Annotated in this window: 12 protein-coding genes; 10 read left to right on the forward strand and 2 right to left on the reverse strand. The window is 63.8% G+C overall.

Going from position 1 to position 17,894, the window contains the following annotated elements; translation table 11 throughout:
- Nucleotides 1-7: 7 nt before the first annotated feature.
- The 5 genes from RHPLAN_RS15200 (at nucleotide 8) to RHPLAN_RS38400 (ending at nucleotide 4,508) form a co-directional block, all read left to right on the forward strand.
- Nucleotides 8-964 carry a carbohydrate ABC transporter permease gene (locus RHPLAN_RS15200; protein ID WP_068019484.1) on the forward strand — a complete coding sequence of 319 codons (957 nt, stop codon included), beginning with the start codon at nucleotides 8-10 and terminating at the stop codon, nucleotides 962-964.
- Complete coding sequence (locus RHPLAN_RS15205; RefSeq protein WP_068019489.1) at nucleotides 957-1,874, forward strand: carbohydrate ABC transporter permease; 918 nt, start codon at nucleotides 957-959, stop codon at nucleotides 1,872-1,874. Before RHPLAN_RS15200 ends, RHPLAN_RS15205 begins: the two co-directional genes overlap by 8 nt.
- Nucleotides 1,875-1,884: 10 nt before the next feature.
- Complete coding sequence (locus RHPLAN_RS15210; protein ID WP_068019490.1) at nucleotides 1,885-2,871, forward strand: dienelactone hydrolase family protein; 987 nt, start codon at nucleotides 1,885-1,887, stop codon at nucleotides 2,869-2,871.
- A gap of 8 nt (nucleotides 2,872-2,879) precedes the next feature.
- Entirely contained in the window at nucleotides 2,880-3,875 is a 996-nt protein-coding gene (locus RHPLAN_RS15215) for a Bug family tripartite tricarboxylate transporter substrate binding protein (protein WP_198164937.1), read from the forward strand.
- Nucleotides 3,876-4,310: 435 nt separating this feature from the next.
- A complete protein-coding gene (locus tag RHPLAN_RS38400) occupies nucleotides 4,311-4,508 on the forward strand; it encodes a hypothetical protein (RefSeq protein ID WP_084246546.1) in 198 nt (65 codons plus the stop codon).
- A gap of 125 nt (nucleotides 4,509-4,633) precedes the next feature.
- On the opposite strand, the gene RHPLAN_RS15225 is transcribed toward RHPLAN_RS38400, so the two are convergent.
- The gene (locus tag RHPLAN_RS15225; RefSeq protein ID WP_068031244.1) at nucleotides 4,634-5,584 is read right to left on the reverse strand and encodes an SH3 domain-containing protein; all 951 of its coding nucleotides are present in this window, start codon (nucleotides 5,582-5,584) and stop codon (nucleotides 4,634-4,636) included.
- 132 nt (nucleotides 5,585-5,716) lie between these two features.
- On the reverse strand, nucleotides 5,717-6,688 hold the full coding sequence (locus RHPLAN_RS15230; protein WP_068019495.1) for a Bug family tripartite tricarboxylate transporter substrate binding protein: 972 nt from the start codon (nucleotides 6,686-6,688) through the stop codon (nucleotides 5,717-5,719).
- A gap of 147 nt (nucleotides 6,689-6,835) precedes the next feature.
- On the opposite strand from RHPLAN_RS15230, the gene RHPLAN_RS15235 reads away from it, so the two are divergent.
- The 5 genes from RHPLAN_RS15235 (at nucleotide 6,836) to RHPLAN_RS15255 (ending at nucleotide 17,814) form a co-directional block, all read left to right on the forward strand.
- Nucleotides 6,836-7,750 (forward strand): DODA-type extradiol aromatic ring-opening family dioxygenase, encoded by a 915-nt coding sequence (locus RHPLAN_RS15235; protein ID WP_084244938.1) that lies wholly within the window; start codon nucleotides 6,836-6,838, stop codon nucleotides 7,748-7,750.
- Nucleotides 7,751-7,752: 2 nt separating this feature from the next.
- Nucleotides 7,753-8,076 (forward strand): hypothetical protein, encoded by a 324-nt coding sequence (locus RHPLAN_RS15240; RefSeq protein WP_068019507.1) that lies wholly within the window; start codon nucleotides 7,753-7,755, stop codon nucleotides 8,074-8,076.
- A gap of 24 nt (nucleotides 8,077-8,100) precedes the next feature.
- Entirely contained in the window at nucleotides 8,101-9,006 is a 906-nt protein-coding gene (locus RHPLAN_RS15245; protein WP_068019510.1) for an MBL fold metallo-hydrolase, read from the forward strand.
- A 21-nt stretch (nucleotides 9,007-9,027) separates the two neighbouring features.
- Complete coding sequence (locus RHPLAN_RS15250; RefSeq protein ID WP_084244940.1) at nucleotides 9,028-9,987, forward strand: Bug family tripartite tricarboxylate transporter substrate binding protein; 960 nt, start codon at nucleotides 9,028-9,030, stop codon at nucleotides 9,985-9,987.
- Between the two features lie 384 nt (nucleotides 9,988-10,371).
- Complete coding sequence (locus tag RHPLAN_RS15255; RefSeq protein WP_068019512.1) at nucleotides 10,372-17,814, forward strand: beta strand repeat-containing protein; 7,443 nt, start codon at nucleotides 10,372-10,374, stop codon at nucleotides 17,812-17,814.
- Nucleotides 17,815-17,894 lie beyond the last annotated feature (80 nt).

Raw genomic sequence — 17,894 nt, forward strand, 5'->3', positions numbered from 1 at the left:
GCCGCACATGGCCGACATCGCGTTGAAAGCGCCAGCCAAGTCTGCCCCACGCGACGTCAGCGCTTGGGCGCGACTGAAGGTGAACCGCAATTGGCTCGGGCTGTGGTTCATGCTGCCGGCCGCGGGCTTTCTGATCCTGTTCCTGGCCTATCCGCTGGGGCTCGGCGTTTGGCTGTCGCTTACCGACGCCAAGATCGGTCGCAGCGGCGTCTTCGTCGGCACCGAGAATTACGAGTGGCTGTGGGACGACTCGATCTTCTGGCTCTCGGTGTTCAACACGCTCTTGTACACGATCGTCGCGAGCATCATCAAATTCGCGGTCGGGCTTTATCTCGCGCTCCTCCTCAATGAGAACCTGCCGTTCAAGGCGATCCTGCGCGCCATCGTGCTGATCCCGTTCATCGTGCCGACTGTGCTTTCGGCCATCGCATTCTGGTGGATCTACGACAGCCAGTTCTCCATCGTGTCCTGGACGTTGCGCCATCTTGGCCTGATCTCCGGCAACATCGATTTTCTGGGCGACGCCTGGCACGCGCGCTGGGCCGTGATCTTCGCCAACATCTGGCGCGGCGTGCCGTTCGTTGCGATCACGCTGCTCGCGGGCCTGCAAACCGTGTCGCCCTCGCTCTATGAGGCCGCGACCATCGACGGCGCCAGCGCCTGGCAGCGCTTCCGCTTCATCACCTATCCGCTGCTCACCCCGATTATCGCCGTGGTGATGACCTTCTCGGTGTTGTTCACATTCACGGATTTCCAGCTGATCTGGGTTCTGACCCGCGGCGGGCCGGTCAATGCTACACAACTGATGGCGACCTTGTCGTATCAGCGCGCGATCATCGCGGGCCAGCTCGGCGAGGGCGCGGCGATCGCGACCGCGATGATCCCGTTCCTGCTCGCCGCAATCCTGATCTCTTGGTTCGGCCTGCAGCGGCGCAAATGGCAGCAGGGCGAAAGCAATGACTGACATCCTACGCAACGCGCTTGCGCGCAAACGAACCGCGCCCCTGGTGGAAGACCGCAGCGAGGGCATGGCCTATCTGCAGACGCTGCCGCGGCGGCTCGTCACGCTCTATCTGCCGCTCACGATCATTTTGCTCGTGCTGTTGTTCCCGTTCTATTGGATGGCGCTCACGTCCATCAAACCGGACGACCAGCTTCTCGACATGGAGAGGGTCAGTCCGTTCTGGACCACGGCGCCGACGCTGAAACACTTCTATACGCTCCTCTTCAAGACCAACTACCCGCTATGGCTCTGGAACACCATGATCGTCGCGATTGGCGCGACGATCATGTCGATCGTGGCGAGCGTGCTCGCCGCCTACGCGATCGTGCGGCTGCGCTACAGCGGCGCGAATTTCGTCGGGGGCGCAATTTTCCTCGCTTACCTCGTGCCGCCCTCGATCCTGTTCATTCCGTTGTCGACAGTCGTCTTCCGGTATGGCTTGTTCGATAGCCCCTTTGCCCTGATCCTGACCTATCCGACCATCCTCATCCCGTTCTCGACGTGGCTGCTGATGGGCTATTTCAAGACCATCCCGTTCGAGCTCGAAGAATGTGCGCTGATCGACGGCGCGAGCCGCTGGCAGATCCTGATCAAGATCGTCCTGCCGCTCGCGGTGCCCGGCCTGATCTCGGCGTTCATCTTCTGTTTCACGCTTTGCTGGAACGAATTCATTTACGCGCTGACGTTCCTCTCGACCACAGCGCACAAGACCGTGCCGGTCGCGATCGTCAACGAGTTCGTCGACGGCGATATCTATCGTTGGGGCTCGCTGATGGCCGGTGCACTCGCTGGCTCCTTGCCGTTGGTCGTGCTCTATGCATTCTTCGTTGAACACTACGTGTCGGCGATGACCGGCGCGGTGAAAGAGTAGGGAGGCAGCCATGAAGCTCAGGCTCGGCGTCGCGGCATTTTTCTTTTCTCTCGCTGCATCTTGCGCGGTGGCCGATCCCGTGTCGGATGGGATCGCGGCGCGAACCGAGCTCATCTCCATCAACACACTGACGCTGTCCGACGCGCAGTTTCTGACCGGCGATGCCAACGCCAAGGCCGTCACCACCACCGGACAATTGCGGATCGCGAACGGTTCTGGACGATTGCCGGTTGTCGTGCTGCAACACGGATCCGGCGGCATGGGTGCCAACATCGAGATGTGGGCGCGGGAGTTCAACGCCATGGGCGTTTCGACTTTCGCGCTCGACGGTTTCACCGGCCGCGGGCTGACGCAGGTCAGCACGGATCAGGCGCTGCTTGGCCGGCTGAACTTCATCCTCGACGCCTATCGTGGGCTCGACGTGCTCGCCAAGCATCCTCGCGTCGATCCGCAGCGCATCGTGATGATGGGTTTCTCGCGAGGCGGGCAGGCGGCGCTCTATGCGAGCCTCAAACGTTTCCATCAGATGTGGAACAAGTCGGGCGTCGAATTTGCGGCTTACGTTCCGTTCTATCCCGATTGCGCGACGACATTCATCTCCGACACCGACGTTGCCGATCGTCCGATCCGCATCTTCGGGGGCACGGTGGACGACTACAATCCGATTGCGCTTTGCAAACCCTATGTGGCGCGTCTTAAAGAAGCCGGCCGCGACGTGCAGTTGACCGAATACCCGAACGCACCGCACAGCTTCGACAATCCGCTCGGTGCGGAGCCTGCGGCCGTGTCACCCGCTTCGCAAAGCGTGCGCAATTGCCGGGTTCGGGAGGAGCCTGCAGGCGCACTCATCAATATCGCCACCAAGGAGCCGTTCACCTATCGCGATGCTTGCGTGGAGCGCGGGCCGCATATCGGTCGCGATCTGGAAGCAACACGCCAGGCGAAGGCAACCGTGAGCGCATTCGTGCGGGGCGTTTTCAAGTTGAAATCGGAATGAAGTGCATCATGCCACGAATGGTGTCCCTGCCGAGCCGCCTATTCCTGCTCACAAGCCTGCTCATTGGTGCGCTCGGAGGCCCGGCCGCGCTGGGGCAGACCTATCCTGATCGCACCGTCACGATCGTGGTGGCCTCGGCCGCCGGCGCATTGACCGACGTGCTGACCCGCGCTGTCGCGCAGGGCCTGTCGGATGCGTGGAAGCAAAGCGTGATCGTGGAGAACCGGGGCGGCGCCGGATATTCGATCGCGGCGCAATCCGTGATGCGGGCCGAGCACGACGGCTTGACGTTGCTCGCGGCCGAGACCGCGTTCTATTCGATCCAGCCGCATCTCTATGCCGCGGACAAGCTGACCTACAGCGCCGAGAAGGACTTCGTTCCGGTCTCCGGCTACGGCAACATTCCAATGGCGCTGATCGTCAATCCAACGTTGCCGGTGAATTCGGTGGGCGATCTGATTGCGCTCGCCAAGGCGAAGCCCGGGTCGATCACATTCGGAACAGCTGGCGTCGGCACTGCGCTTCACGTTGCTGCGTTGGAGTTCGACAAGCTCGCCGGCGTCAAGACGACGACGGTGCACTATCGCGGCGCGGCGCCCGCGCTGACCGACGTGACCGCCGGGCACATCAACGCCGTGATCATGGGCCCGTCCGTGGCGCTGAGCTCGGTGCGGGACGGCAAGCTCAAGATGCTGGCGGTCGGCAGTGCGCACGGGGTGCCGCAGTTTCCCGGCGTGCCGGCCATCGCCGAGACCGTTCCGGGATACGAGGCGGGCGTCTCGTTCGGGCTGTTTGCCGCGACGGGCACGCCTCCCGACATCGTCAAGAAGATCAACGCCGACGTGCAGAAGATCGTCGGCGATCCCGCGTTTCAGAAAAAATATCTGGACCCGTTGGCGGTGCAGCCGATCTCCGGTTCGTCTGACGCCTTTACGGACTATCTGCACAAGGAATCGGTCAGATGGGGCGAGGTCATCCGCTCGGCGAACGTGAAGCTCGAATGAGCGGTTGCCAGGCCAATCAGGCATCAGGCTCGAAATCTCACAGAACACGGTTCTTTGCAGCGTTCTCCCCGTGAAACGTTCTGCTGCCTGCCGATACCCTCAAAACACGGCGCTTCTTATTTTTTCCGCTGCGTTGACTTGATCTCAGGCCGATGTCCTGATGGCTCGTCTCGTTCGCGAGACCGCGGCATTTGATGGAGCAGCTTGCACCGCGTCACCCATGCTAAAGCGCCACGAAGCGACTTCGTGGGCTCCTGACAATGGAGAGTGACCCATGACTTCTCATACGTCGTTTCATCCTCGATCCATTTGCGATCGATCCTTCTGCAGACACTCTTGCACGGCGACCGGCATCTGTTGAGCGCACCTCGCGCCACCGTCGCTCAATCGAGTCGTATTCACAGGATGCTGGCTTGCGCCGGCAGGAGGATGATCGTGTCCGACAGTTACATCATTGAGGTCCACGACGAAGCGGCCGGCATCGTGGTCCGCGATCGCGGCGGCTTCCGCTTCTTCTCGTCCGATTCCGACTTTGCCGCGCTTGACGGTTCTCTGTTCCGCGATCCGCGCGCGGCGGAGCTGGCCGCCCGGCACCACCTCGAAGGAGACCACCGCCGCTCATCGCGGTCATGAACTTGAAAATGCGCAATACGAGCTGCTCCAGCCGATTGAGAAAAAACTGATCGGCTGGAGCCTCGGGATCGGGCTTGTGTCGCTTATCGTGCTGGCGCTGGCGGCGCTGCTCTGGCCCTAAGCCCTCAGTTCGGCGCTGGCGCGTTCCCCTGGCCGTTCGCGCCGACCGGCGCAAGGAAGCTCGCGAACACGAAGCCATCGAGCAGGCCGTCACCTTCGAGATCGACATGGGCCCAGGCCGGATCGATGCCGGGGCTTGCGATCACGTTGAGCTCAGCCCCCGCCGACAGCGTACGCTCGGCGTCGAAATTGGTTCCGGGTCCGCCGCGAAGCTTCAGGCCGCCGCGCGCCATCACCACGTAGCGACCGGCCATGAGCGGTGCCGCGCTCGCGGCGGCGGCGCCGACGCTTCGCGACAGCGTCACGAAATCGAAGATCCGCTCGCCGTAGAACTTCTCGCCATCGAAGAAGCCCTGCTTCAGGCCTTTGTCAGCGTTGTAGCTTCCGCGGTTGTAGGCGATCGCCACAGTCGCAAATTCGAAGTCGGTGAGGCTGGTGCGATTTTGAAAGCCGCGTTTCGCCAAGCCACGCTTCAGCTCTCCCAAGCATTGAGCGAGGGTGTCCGGAAAGTTTTCGTAGCGGCGCTGCAGGAAGTAATCCGGATCGTCCTTGAAGAATTGGATGTCGCGCTGGAACACGCCGTAGCCGTGGCAGAATTTGTTGGGATTGCTGGCCGCGCCTTGATAGCTCTTGATGAAGACCGACATGTCGTCGAGCGCCTTGCGCGCAACGTCGAACATCTCGTCGCCGTTCGGCACGGCGAGCAGCGCGTCCTTGGTGCGCGGGAAGGCCTGCCGGCCCTTTCCCGGTCCCTGGAAGTCGATGGTGTCGCCAACGCAGAGCGCCACCACGCGGTCGACCGGCAACTTCTTGCGCAGGATGGGCCAGACCTCGCCCGTCTCTTGGCAGGCGATGGCCGTAAGCATGTCCACGTCGAAGGGCGTGCCGGTGAGCCCGGCATTGATCTGCGTGCTGAATTGCTGCTTGAACCAGGCAATGTCGTCGGCGTTCGGCATGATGAACTCCATAATGAAAATAGTGCGAATGAAAATGGTGCAGCTCACGGCAGGGTTGCATGTCTCGGCCGGAGCCTGTGTGTGAATGCTCACACTGCAGGCATCGAAATCTTGAAGCTTGATCGGCCGAAATTACCGCACCGGCTCAATGCCCAGCGCCTTGGCGGTCGCAGCGATACTTTGGCGCTGCGCCTCGACGGCGGCCGTGAACTCAGCGGTGCCGCCGGGATCGATCTGCTGACCGGCGGCAGCGAGCCGCGGGCCGATGCTGGGGTCGGTCGCGACCGCTTGCACGTCGGCTGCGATTCGCTCTGCCACGCTGCGGGGCAACGTCTTGGGCCCGAACAGTCCGATCAGGCCGTCGAGCGCCAGCGACGGATAGCCAGCTTCGATCGCGGTCGGCAGATCGGGCATCCATGTGGCGCGCTTGAGATTGGTGACGGCGAGAAACTTCACCTTGCCGGCTTCGACCTGCGACTTCGCGATCGCCACGCCCGCGACCAAAACCTGGACGCGATTTTCGCTCAGATCCGTCAGTGCCTTGGTGATGTCGCCGTACGGGATCTTCGTCATCGTGATGCCGGCGGTCTTGAGAAAATTGTCGAAGGTGATTTCCGTCGTGCCGGGCGTCGGTGCGAGGTTGAGCTTGCCGGGCTCCTTGCGCGCGAGCGCCACAAGCTCGTCGAGCGTGTTGACGTTGAGCGCAACCGGCACCGCCACCGCAATGACCGTGCTCGACACCCGTGCCACCGGCACGAGCTCGGCCGGGTCGTAGGGCAGCTTCGCGTATTGTGTCGGGTGCGCGGTGAATGTGCCGGATGCCGCGAACAGCAAGGTGTGCACATCGTGCGCGCTGATGAACGCGTTGATGGCGTTGATGCCGTCGGCGCCAGGCTTGTTCTCGATCACCACCGGCTGGCCCCAACGTTTGGCGAGCTGATCGCCGAACAGCCGTGCCGCGAGATCCTGCGCGCTGCCGGGCCCGAGACCGACAATGAAGCGCACAGCCCGCTGTGGCCAAGCTTCTTGCGCGTGTGAGGGGGCCGATAATGTCAGGGCAGGAAGCGCGGCCAGCGCTGCAACGATCGAATGCCATTTCGACATGATTGCGCTCGTGAGTGAGGGCCGGCAATTCCGAGTATAGGAACGCCATCTGGACCGTCAACGGCAAGCGGTGTCGAGTGATGCGTTATTGCATGTTGTTTCGGTCAAAGACGCATGATCCAATAATTCCGACCAGGAGAGAGAACGATGCCATTGGTTGGAGCGGTTGCTGCGCCGCACTCGCATCTTCAACTGTTCACGCGGCCGGCGGAAAACGAGCAATACAAAGCCGACGTGCAGAAGGGCCGCAACGCGATGATCGCGCTGCGCGACGTGGTGGAGCGCGCCAACGCCGATACCATCCTGGTCATTCACGACGACCATTTCGTCAATTTCGATTTCCGCTGCTATCCGCCATTCGCACTGTTCGTCGGCCAGGAGGCCAAGGGCAGCGGCGTCACCGATCCCGACACGATCGAGAAGATCACCGGTGCCACCTATCGCAAATACGAAGGCAAGGCTGACTATCAGTCGGCGCCCAGCGGCATCCCGCAGCACATGGCGAACTGGGAGAAGGACAAGCCTTATGTCTACAAGGTCAACACCGATTTGAGCGTGCGGCTGCTCAAGGGCCTGTTGGAGCGCGACTTCGATGTGCCGTTCACGTCGGACGGCACGATGGACGGCGAGGAGGTGCTGACCACGAACTTCCTCAACCCGAAGGCCGATAAGAAAGTCATGCTGATGTTCACCAACGGCTACGTGCCGCCGCTGCCGTGGCCGAGGCGCTCGTACAAACTTGGCAAGGCGATCCGGGAAATCCTCGACGAGGTCGACGACCGGGTGCTGGTGCTGGCGACCGGCGGCATGTCGCATTATCCCGGTACGCCGCTTTACGGCCACGTCGACGAAGTCTTCGACAAGAAGGTGCTCGACATTCTCGCGAGCGGCAAAGGCAGCAAGCTTGCCGAGTTCTCGCCTGACGATCTGATGCAGTCTGGCAATGGCGAGCTGATCAACTGGGTCATCACCGCGGGCATCTGCGGCGACGTGAAGTGCAAGGTGCTGGATTACATCCGGCTGTGGCACATCGGCCTTGGTTATCTCTACTGGGAGCTCTAGCGATGCCGGACACCGAGAAGATCCTGCATCCGTTTGCAACCGAGATGCGCCATTTGACCAGCGCGCTCAATGTCGTCGCCAGCGACATGATCCGCGACAAGTCGCTCGCCAAGAAGCTCGACGACGATCCGGATTACTTCCGGAAGAATTACTCGGTGACGGAGGAAGAGCTCAAGGCGATGCGGGACCGCAACATGGTCAGGCTCTATGAACTCGGCCTGCATCCGTTTCTACTGGTGCGCTTCGCCGGCATGATGGGAATTCTGGAATACTGGCAGGCGCTCGGCGCGCCGGGCCGCGGCGGCGGCTGGCCGCGCAATACGTGAGAACCTGCAACGGGTGACTAGGCAATGACGATCAAGGCCACCACATGGAAGGTCGGCGCGGCCACGATCACTCGCATCGAGGAGCAACTCGGTGTGACCGATCGGCCCTTGGACAAATACTTTCCGAACTTCGAGCGCGACGTGCTCAATCGCCATCTTGATTGGATCGCGCCGCATCACTACGACCCGCAGCGCGACCGCTTCGTGACCAGCATTCACTCCTGGCTGGTCCGGTTGAACGGCTTGACGATCCTGATCGACGCCTGCGGTGGCAACCACAAGGAACGGCCGTGGTCGCGGCGCTTTCATCAGCTCAACACGCCTTATCTTTCCCGGCTGCGCGCCGCAGGCTGCGAGCCTGAGGACGTCGACATGGTGCTCTGCACGCACATGCATGCGGACCATGTCGGCTGGAACACGCAACTCCTCGACGGGCGCTGGGTGCCGACATTTCCGAAGGCCAAGTATCTGTTCTCGCGGACCGACGACGCCTTCTGGGACAAGCGCAAGAATCCGGCGATGGCCACGGACGAGCGCCACATGGCCTATGAGGACAGCGTGCTGCCGGTCGTGCAATCGGGACAGGCCGTGCTCGTGGATGACGGTTACGACGTGACCCCCAGGCTTTCGGTCGAGGCAGCGCCTGGCCATTCGCCCGGCCATGTCATCTTCAAGCTCGCCGAAGAAGGACAGCGCGCGGTGTTTTGCGGCGACGTCATCCATCATGTGCTTCAGGTCTACGCACCGCATTGGACCCACATGGCGGATGAGTGGCCGGCCGATGCCGTGAAGTCGCGACGGCGCCTTCTGGAAAGCTGCGCCACGAACAATGCGTTGTTGTTTCCGATCCATTTCGGTGCACCGCATGTGGTCAACATCGAGCACGGGCCGCAAGGTTTTTCGGCACGCTTCGTGCAGGGAGTGATTTGACCGGCTGCGAAGGAGAAGACGATGGCCCGACGACTATCTTCGGTTTCACTCGTCTTGAGTTTTGTATTGGTCGCGCTGCAAGGAGCCGCGGCGCAAAGCTATCCGACGCATCCGATCAGGATCATCGTGTTGTCCGCAGCGGGTGGACCGCTCGACGTGATCTGCCGCGCGGTGGCCGAAAAGATATCGGTTGAACTCAAGCAGCCGGTGGTCGTCGAGTCGCGGACCGGCGCCGGCGGAAACCTTGCGGCCGACTTCGTCAGCAAATCGGCGCCGGACGGCTATACGCTGCTGTTCACGCTCAGCACCACGCTGACCGTCAATCCGTATCTCTACAAGGACTTGAGCTTCAATCTGAAGCCGATCACCGTCGTCAACTACAGCACCCAGACTCTGTTCGTGCATCCATCGCTGCCGGTGAACAATGTCTCCGAGTTCGTCGCCTGGGCCAAGAAGACCGGTCCGGTGCTGTATGCGCATGGCGGCAACGGCACCTCGTCGCATCTGGTGATGGAGTATTTCCGGTTGCTTGCGGGTTTCGAGACGTCGCCGGTGCCCTACCGCGGCGCCGCCTCGATGGTCGCGGATTTTATCGCGGGCCAGTTCAAGGTGTCGTTCGGCTCGACCTCGGGCCTGCTGCCGCTCGCCACCGCCGGCAAGATCCGGGCGCTGGCGGTCTCGACCGCGCAGCGCTCGCCGCTCGCCCCTGACGTGCCGACCATCGCCGAGTCGGGTTATCCGGGTTTTGAGCTCACGACCGACTTCGTGCTGCTCGCGCCGGGCGGCACCCCGGACGAGATCGTATCGCTGCTCGAGCGCGAGGTCCGGCAGGCGGTCAGCCCAGCAGAGTTCAGGGATCGCTTCGCCAAGCAGGACATCTGGATCGTCGCCTCGACGGCCGCTGAGGCGGCCTCGCGTATCAAGGCCGGCTCGGCGCTATGGGCCGATGTGGTCGTGCGCACCGGCATGAAAGGCGAATAGCCGAAGCACGAGAGAGTAGCGACTGCATTAACGGTTTGGGCACGCGATGCCGCAAAGATGGCGGTCGCATCAACCACTTGTTAACGCATGCGGCGCGCATTCGCGTCGTTCCAGCAATTGCGCGCGCATCACAAATGTCTGTATTTGCTCCACGATTAGGCCAATGGCCGAGTTGCGTTACACTAGGCAAAAAGATTGAAGCGGCGGTGATCTGATTCCAGTCGGATCAATTTCGCGCCTTTTAGACGCAATCGTTAGATTGAATTAACCTCTGAATGTGAACCTCCCCGACGTCAGGCGTCAGTCTGACTCGCGCTAAACGGGACCGCGTGACAGCAGGTCACAGGCTCGGTGGACAGTACGTCGACTCGGGGTGCGTTTTTCATGTCTATCATTTCGTCGCTGACACCCGCGCAGGTTGCGCAGCTTTCGACCACTGCCATCCAGAGTCTGCAAACCACCGACATCGCTGCGCTGTCCACGTCGCAGGCCGCGGCATTGACCTCGACGCAGGTCAACGCGATGGGGACGACCGATCTCCAGTTTCTTGCGGGCACCCAGGTCGCTGCGTTGTCGACCACGGTGGTTCACGCGCTGCTCACACTGCAGTTCGATAACTTCACCACCACCCAGCTCAGCCAGCTCACCTCAACTCAGGTCTCGGTCCTCACCGCTGGCGAGTTCAACACGTTCAGCACCACCGAACTGCAGGCTTTCAGCACGACGCAGGCCGGCGCGATTACGGCCGCCCAGCTCGGCAGCCTTTCGACCTCCGCGCTCAACAACTTCTCGACCACCCAGATCGGCAATTTCACGACCACACAGGTCCGGGGCCTGACCACCGCGCAGCTCAACGGTCTCAACAGCGGAAACGTCGCCGCTGTCGCCCTCGACAAGCTGACCACGGGCCAGGTCGCTGGCCTCAACACGACTGCGATCGGCAATCTTTCGACCACGCAGGTCTCGACGCTGGTCTCGACGCAGGTCGCGGTGCTGACGACGGCACAGATCGGCACCCTGACCACGACCGAGGTGCGCGCGTTCAGCACCACGCAGGCTGGCGCTCTCACGGCGGCCCAGCTCGGCGGGCTGACCACCACCGCGACCAACAACTTCTCGACCACGCAGATTGGCGCGCTGACCACGGCGCAGGCCCAGGGCCTGAAGACCACTCAGCTCAATGCGCTGTCGCCCGCAAACCTCGATGCGGTGGTGCTGACCAAGCTGACCACGGCACAGGTCTCCGGTCTGAACACGACCGCGGTCGGCAACCTGACTACCACACAGGTCTCGACGTTGACCACGAGCCAGATCGCGGCGCTGAGCGCCTCGCAGATCGGCACGTTGAGCACCACCGAGGTGCAGGCCTTCAGCACCACGCAGGCTGGAGCCATCAAAGCGTCCCAGATCGGCGGCCTGACCACGACCGCGATCGGCAACTTCTCGACCACGCAGATTGCGGCCTTCACCACGACCCAAACCCAGGGTCTGACCACCACGCAGCTCAACGGCATTTCGAGCGCCAACCTCGACGCGCTCGATCTCAACGAGCTTTCGACGGCGCAGACCGCCGGCCTGAACACCACCGCGATCGGCAACCTGACCACCACGCAGGTCTCGACGCTGACCTCGACGCAGGTCGCGGCGCTCAGCACCGCCCAGATCGGCACGCTGAGCACCACCGAAGTCCAGGCCTTCAGCACCACGCAGGCCAACGCTCTCACGGCGGCCCAGCTCGGCGGCCTGAGCACCACGGCACTGAACCACTTCTCGACCACGCAGGTCGCGGCGCTGACCACCACGCAGGTGCAGGGCCTGAAGACCACGCAGCTCAATGGGCTCTCGACCGCCAATCTCGACGCGGTGGTGCTGACCAAGCTGACGACGGCTCAGGTCTCGGGTTTGAGCACGACGGCGGTCGGCAATCTGACCACGACGCAGGTCGCGAGCCTGACCTCGACCCAGGTCGGCGCGCTGAGCACCGCCCAGATCGGCACGCTGTCGACGACCGAAGTGCAGGCCTTCAGCACCACGCAGGCCAATTCGCTCACCGCGGCGCAACTTGGCGGCCTGACCACCACCGGCCTCAACAACTTCTCGACCACGCAGATCACGGCCTTCACCACGACGCAGGTCCAGGGTCTGAAGACCACGCAGCTCAACGGCCTCACGACGGCGAACCTTGACGCCGTCTCGGTGGCGAAGCTCACCACCGCGCAGGTTTCGGGTCTCAACACCACGGCGATTGGCAACCTGACCACGACGCAGGTCTCGACGCTGACCACGACCCAGGTCGCGTCGCTGAGCGCCGCGCAGCTCGGCGCCCTGTCCACGACCGAGGTGCAAGCCTTCAGCACCACCCAGGCCGGCGCCATTACGGCGGCGCAGATTGGGGCCCTGGGCACCGCGTCGGCCAACTTCTCGACCACGCAGCTCGCGGCGCTGACCACGACCCAGGCCCGCGGCCTGACCACGACCCAGCTCAACCTTATGGCCCAGTTCGCCCTGGCTGACTTCAACGTGCTCGATGCCAGCAAGCTCTCGACCACGCAGGTGGCGGGCCTCAACACCACCGCGGTCGGCAACCTGACCACGACGCAGGTCTCGACGCTGACCACGAGCCAGATCGCGGCGCTGAGCGCGGCCCAGATCGGCACGCTCTCCACCACCGAGGTGCGCGCGTTCTCGACCACCCAGGCCGGCGCCATCACTGCGGCCCAGCTTGGCGCTCTCAGCACCACGGCGATCGGCAACTTCTCGACCACGCAGCTCACCGCTCTGACCACGACCCAGACTCGCGGTCTGACCACCACACAGCTCAACGGTCTCACCGCCGCCAACCTCGATGCACTCGACGCCAACGAGTTCTCCACCCAGCAGACCGCTGGCCTGAACACCACGGCGATCGGCAATCTGACCACCACGCAGGTCTCGACGCTGACCTCGACCCAGGTCGGCGCACTCAGCACCGCTCAGATCGGTACGCTCAGCACAACCGAGCTCCAGTCCTTCAGCACCACGCAGGCCGGCGCGTTCACCGCCGCTCAGCTTGGCGGGCTGACCACCACCGGCCTCAACAATTTCTCGACCACACAAGTCGCAGCCTTCACCACCGCGCAGGTCCAGGGCCTCAAGACCACGCAGCTCAACGGCCTCACGACAGCGAACCTTGACGCCATCTCGGTGGCGAAGCTGACGACCGCGCAAGTCTCGGGTCTGAGCACCACCGCGATCAACAATCTCACGACCACCCAGGTCGCAGCGCTGGGCACCACCCAGGTCGCGGCTCTGACCACGGCGCAATTCGGCACGCTGACCACGACCGAGGTGCGGGCTTTCAGCACCACCCAGGCCGGCGCGATCACGGCGTCGCAGCTTGGCGGTCTGACGACGACGGGGGTCGGCAATTTCTCGACCACCCAACTCGCGGCTCTGACCACGACCCAGACCCGCGGCCTGACCACCACGCAGCTCAACGGGCTTACGATCGCGAACCTCAATGCGCTCGACGCCAATGAGCTCTCGACCCAGCAGATCGCTGGCCTCAACACCACGGCGATCGGCAACCTGACCACCACGCAGGTCTCGGCGCTGACTTCGACCCAGATCGCGGCCTTCACGACGAGCCAGCTCGGGTCGCTGTCCACCACCGAGATCCAAGGCTTCTCGACGACGGTTGCCGCGTCGCTGACCGCGTCGCAACTTGGCGGCCTGACCACGACGGGTCTCAACAACTTCTCGACCACGCAGATCGCGGCCTTCACCACGACGCAGGTCCAAGGTTTGAAGACCACGCAGCTCAACGGTCTGTCCGCGACGAACCTTGATGCGGTCTCGGTGGCGAAGCTGACCACCGCGCAGGTCTCGGGTCTCAACACCACGGCGATCGGCAATCTGACCACCACACAGGTCGCGGCTTTCGCCACCACCCAGGTTGCTGGCCTCAGCGCCGCCCAGATCGGCACGTTGAGCACGACCGAGGTGCGCGCCTTCAGCACCACGCAGGCCGGCGCCATCACGGCGGCTCAGCTCGGTGCGCTCAGCACCACGGCGATCGGCAATTTCTCGACGACGCAGCTTGCGGCGCTGACCACGACCCAGACTCGTGGTCTGACCACCGCGCAGCTCAATGGCCTCACCGCGGCGAACCTCGACGCGCTCGATCTCAACGAGTTCTCGACCCAGCAGACCGCTGGCCTGAACACCACGGCGATCGGCAACCTGACCACCACGCAAGTCTCGACGCTGACCACGACGCAGGTCGCGTCGCTGACCGCCGCTCAGATCGGCACGCTGAGCACGACCGAGGTCCGGGCCTTCAGCACCACGCAGGCGGGCGCTCTCACGGCGTCACAGCTTGGCGGGTTGAGCACGACGGGGGTCGGCAACTTCTCGACCACGCAGATCGCGGCCTTCACCACGACTCAGACCCGCGGTCTGACCACCACGCAGCTCAACGGGCTCACGATCGCGAACCTCAACGCGCTCGACGCCAACGAGTTCTCGACCCAGCAGATCGCAGGCCTGAACACCACGGCGATCGGCAATCTGACGACCACGCAGGTCTCGGCGCTGACCTCGACCCAGATCGCGGCTTTCACCACGAGCCAGCTCGGGTCGCTGTCCACCACCGAGATCCAGGGCTTCTCGACGACGGTCGCGGCCTCGTTGACCGCCTCGCAGCTTGGCGGCCTGACCACGACGGGTCTCAATAACTTCTCGACCACGCAGATCGCGGCCTTCACCACGACTCAGGTCCAGGGTCTGAAGACCACGCAGCTCAACGGTCTCACGACGGCGAATATCGACGCTGTCTCGGTGACCAAGCTGACGACGGCACAGGTTACGGGCCTGACCAGCACGGCGATCGGCAATCTGACCACCACGCAGGTCTCGACGCTGACGTCGACGCAGGTGGGGGCGCTCAACGCGACCCAGATCGGCACGTTGACCACGACCGAAGTGCGCGCGTTCAGCACCACCCAGGCCGGTGCCATCACGGCGGCCCAGCTCGGCAGCCTGACGACGACTGCGATCGGCAACTTCTCGACGACGCAACTCGCGGCGCTGACCACGACCCAGACCCAGGGTCTGACGACGACGCAGCTCAACGGGCTCACCGCCGCCAACCTCGATGCACTCGACGCCAACGAGTTCTCGACGCAGCAGACCGCTGGCCTGAGCACCACGGCGATCGGCAACCTGACCACCACGCAGGTCTCGACGCTGACCTCGACCCAGGTTGCGGCTCTGAGCACCGCCCAGATCGGCACGCTGAGCACGACTGAAGTGCAGACCTTCTCGACCACCCAGGCCGGCGCACTCACGGCGGCCCAGCTTGGCGGCCTGAGCACCACGGCGCTGAACAACTTCTCGACCACGCAGGTCGCGGCGTTGACCACGGCGCAGGTGCAAGGTCTCAAGACCACGCAGCTCAACGGGCTCTCGACCGCCAATCTCGACGCTGTCTCAGTGGCGAAGCTGACGACCGCCCAGGTCTCGGGTCTGAGCACCACGGCGGTCAACAATCTGACCACCACGCAGGTCTCGACGCTGACCTCGACCCAGGTCGCATCGCTCAATGCAGCGCAAATCGGGACGCTGACCACCACCGAGGTGCGCGCCTTCAGCACCACGCAGGCTGGCGCCATCACGGCGGCCCAGATCGGCGGTCTCACCACGACGGCGATCGGCAACTTCTCGACCACGCAGCTCGCCGCGCTGACCACGACCCAGACCCAGGGTCTGACGACGACGCAGCTCAACGCGCTGTCGGCGGGCAATCTCGATGCACTTGACGCCAACGAGTTCTCGACCCAGCAGACCGCTGGCCTGAACACCACGGCGATCGGCAACCTGACCACCACGCAGGTCTCGACGCTCACCACGGCCCAGGTCGCGGCACTCAGCACCGCCCAGATCGGCACGCTGAGCACGACCGAGATCCAGGCCTTCAGCACCACCCAGGCTGGCGCGCTCACCGCCGCTCAGCTTGGCGGTCTGAGCACCACGGCGTTGAACAACTTCTCGACCACGCAGGTCGCGGCCTTCACCACGACGCAGGTCCAGGGTCTCACCACGACCCAGCTCAATGGCCTCACGGCTACCAACCTCGATGCGGTGGCTGTCGCGAAGCTGAAGACCAGCCAGGTCTCGGGTCTCAGCACCACGGCGGTCGGCAACCTGACCACCACACAGGTCGCGGCCTTAGCCACGACCCAGGTTGCATCGCTGAGCGCCGCTCAGATCGGCACGCTGAGCACCACCGAGGTGAGGGCCTTCAGCACCACCCAGGCCGGCGCCATCACGGCGGCCCAGCTCGGTGCGCTCAGCACCACGGCGATCGGCAACTTCTCGACCACGCAGCTCGCCGCGCTGACCACGACGCAAACCCAGGGCTTCACGACGACGCAGCTCAACGGTCTGACCGCGGCCAACCTCGATGCGCTCGACGTCAACGAGTTCGCGACCGGCCAAGTCTCGGGCCTCAGCACCACCGCTGTCGGCAATCTGACGACCACGCAGGTTTCGACACTGACTGCCGCCCAGGTCGGCGTACTCAGCACCGCTCAGATCGGCACGCTGAACACCACCGAACTGCAGGCCTTCTCGACCACGCAGGCCAACGCCATCACGGCGACCCAGTTGGGCGGCCTGACCACCACGGCCGTGAACAACTTCTCGAGCACGCAGGTCGCGGCGTTCAGCACGGCACAGGTCCAGGGTCTGACGACCACTCAGCTCAACAACCTGAGCACGGCGAATCTCGACGCGGTCGCGGTCACCAAGCTGACGACGGCGCAGGTCTCGGGCCTCAGCACCACGGCAATCGGCAGCCTGACCACGACCCAGGTCTCGACGCTGACCTCGACGCAGGTCGGAACGCTGACCGCGGCCCAGATCGGCACGCTGAGCACCACCGAGGTGAGGGCTTTCAGCACCACGCAGGCCGGCGCCATCACGGCGGCCCAGCTTGGCGCGCTCAGCACCACAGCGATCGGCAACTTCTCGACCACGCAGCTCGCCGCTCTCACCACGACGCAGACCCAGGGCTTCACGACCACGCAGCTCAACGGTCTGACCGCGGCCAACCTCGATGCGCTCGACCTCAACGAGTTCTCGACGGGCCAGGTCGGCGGTTTGAGCACGACCGCGGTCGGGAACCTGACCACGACGCAGGTCTCGACGCTGACCACGGCCCAGGTCGCGGCACTCAGCACCGCCCAGATCGGCACGCTGAGCACGACCGAGATCCAGGCCTTCAGCACCACCCAGGCCGGCGCGCTCACCGCCGTGCAGCTTGGCGGCCTGACGAACGCGGCGCTCGGCAGCTTCTCGACGACGCAACTCACGGCCTTCACGACGGCGCAGTCGCAAGGACTGACCACGGGCCAGCTCAACGCGCTGTCCGCCACCAACCTGAACGCGCTCGATGCCAACGAGCTGTCGACCGCGCAGGTCTCGGGCCTGACCACCACGGCGGTCTCCAACCTGACCACCACGCAGGTCAGCAGCTTGACCAGCGCTCAGATCGGCGCGCTGGGCACCTCGCAGGCCGCCACGCTGACGACGACAGAGTTCGCGGCCTTCACCACGACCCAGGCTGGCGCGTTGACCGCCAACCAGATCGGAGCGCTCTCCACCGGCAAGTTTGCCGCGCTGACGAGCACCACCGGCATCCCGGCTCTGAGCACGGCTGCGATCGCAGGCATCACGACCCAGGATATCTACGCACTGTCCACCCAGCAGGGTCATGCCTTCACGTCGACACAGATCGCTGTGATGAGCTCCGACCAGCTCAGCGCCCTGGTGGATCTGTTGACCTAGTCGCCGGCTTCCCCCGGCCGCCCACCGGCGGCCGGGTCCGGCCTGTACCGTAAGCGTGCTAAAGCGTATCCAGAATCGGC

The sequence above is a fragment of the Rhodoplanes sp. Z2-YC6860 genome (genome assembly GCF_001579845.1).
GTDB lineage: Bacteria > Pseudomonadota > Alphaproteobacteria > Rhizobiales > Xanthobacteraceae > Z2-YC6860.

What these genes read in the sequence shown, in the direction of transcription:
- RHPLAN_RS15200 (WP_068019484.1), top strand. Translation starts at nt 8, where the DNA reads ATGGCCGACATCGCGTTGAAAGCGCCAGCCAAGTCTGCCCCACGCGAC.
- RHPLAN_RS15205 (WP_068019489.1), top strand. Translation starts at nt 957, where the DNA reads ATGACTGACATCCTACGCAACGCGCTTGCGCGCAAACGAACCGCGCCC.
- RHPLAN_RS15210 (WP_068019490.1), top strand. Translation starts at nt 1,885, where the DNA reads ATGAAGCTCAGGCTCGGCGTCGCGGCATTTTTCTTTTCTCTCGCTGCA.
- RHPLAN_RS15215 (WP_198164937.1), top strand. Translation starts at nt 2,880, where the DNA reads ATGCCACGAATGGTGTCCCTGCCGAGCCGCCTATTCCTGCTCACAAGC.
- RHPLAN_RS15225 (WP_068031244.1), bottom strand. Translation starts at nt 5,584, where the DNA reads ATGCCGAACGCCGACGACATTGCCTGGTTCAAGCAGCAATTCAGCACG.
- RHPLAN_RS15230 (WP_068019495.1), bottom strand. Translation starts at nt 6,688, where the DNA reads ATGTCGAAATGGCATTCGATCGTTGCAGCGCTGGCCGCGCTTCCTGCC.
- RHPLAN_RS15235 (WP_084244938.1), top strand. Translation starts at nt 6,836, where the DNA reads ATGCCATTGGTTGGAGCGGTTGCTGCGCCGCACTCGCATCTTCAACTG.
- RHPLAN_RS15240 (WP_068019507.1), top strand. Translation starts at nt 7,753, where the DNA reads ATGCCGGACACCGAGAAGATCCTGCATCCGTTTGCAACCGAGATGCGC.
- RHPLAN_RS15245 (WP_068019510.1), top strand. Translation starts at nt 8,101, where the DNA reads ATGACGATCAAGGCCACCACATGGAAGGTCGGCGCGGCCACGATCACT.
- RHPLAN_RS15250 (WP_084244940.1), top strand. Translation starts at nt 9,028, where the DNA reads ATGGCCCGACGACTATCTTCGGTTTCACTCGTCTTGAGTTTTGTATTG.
- RHPLAN_RS15255 (WP_068019512.1), top strand. Translation starts at nt 10,372, where the DNA reads ATGTCTATCATTTCGTCGCTGACACCCGCGCAGGTTGCGCAGCTTTCG.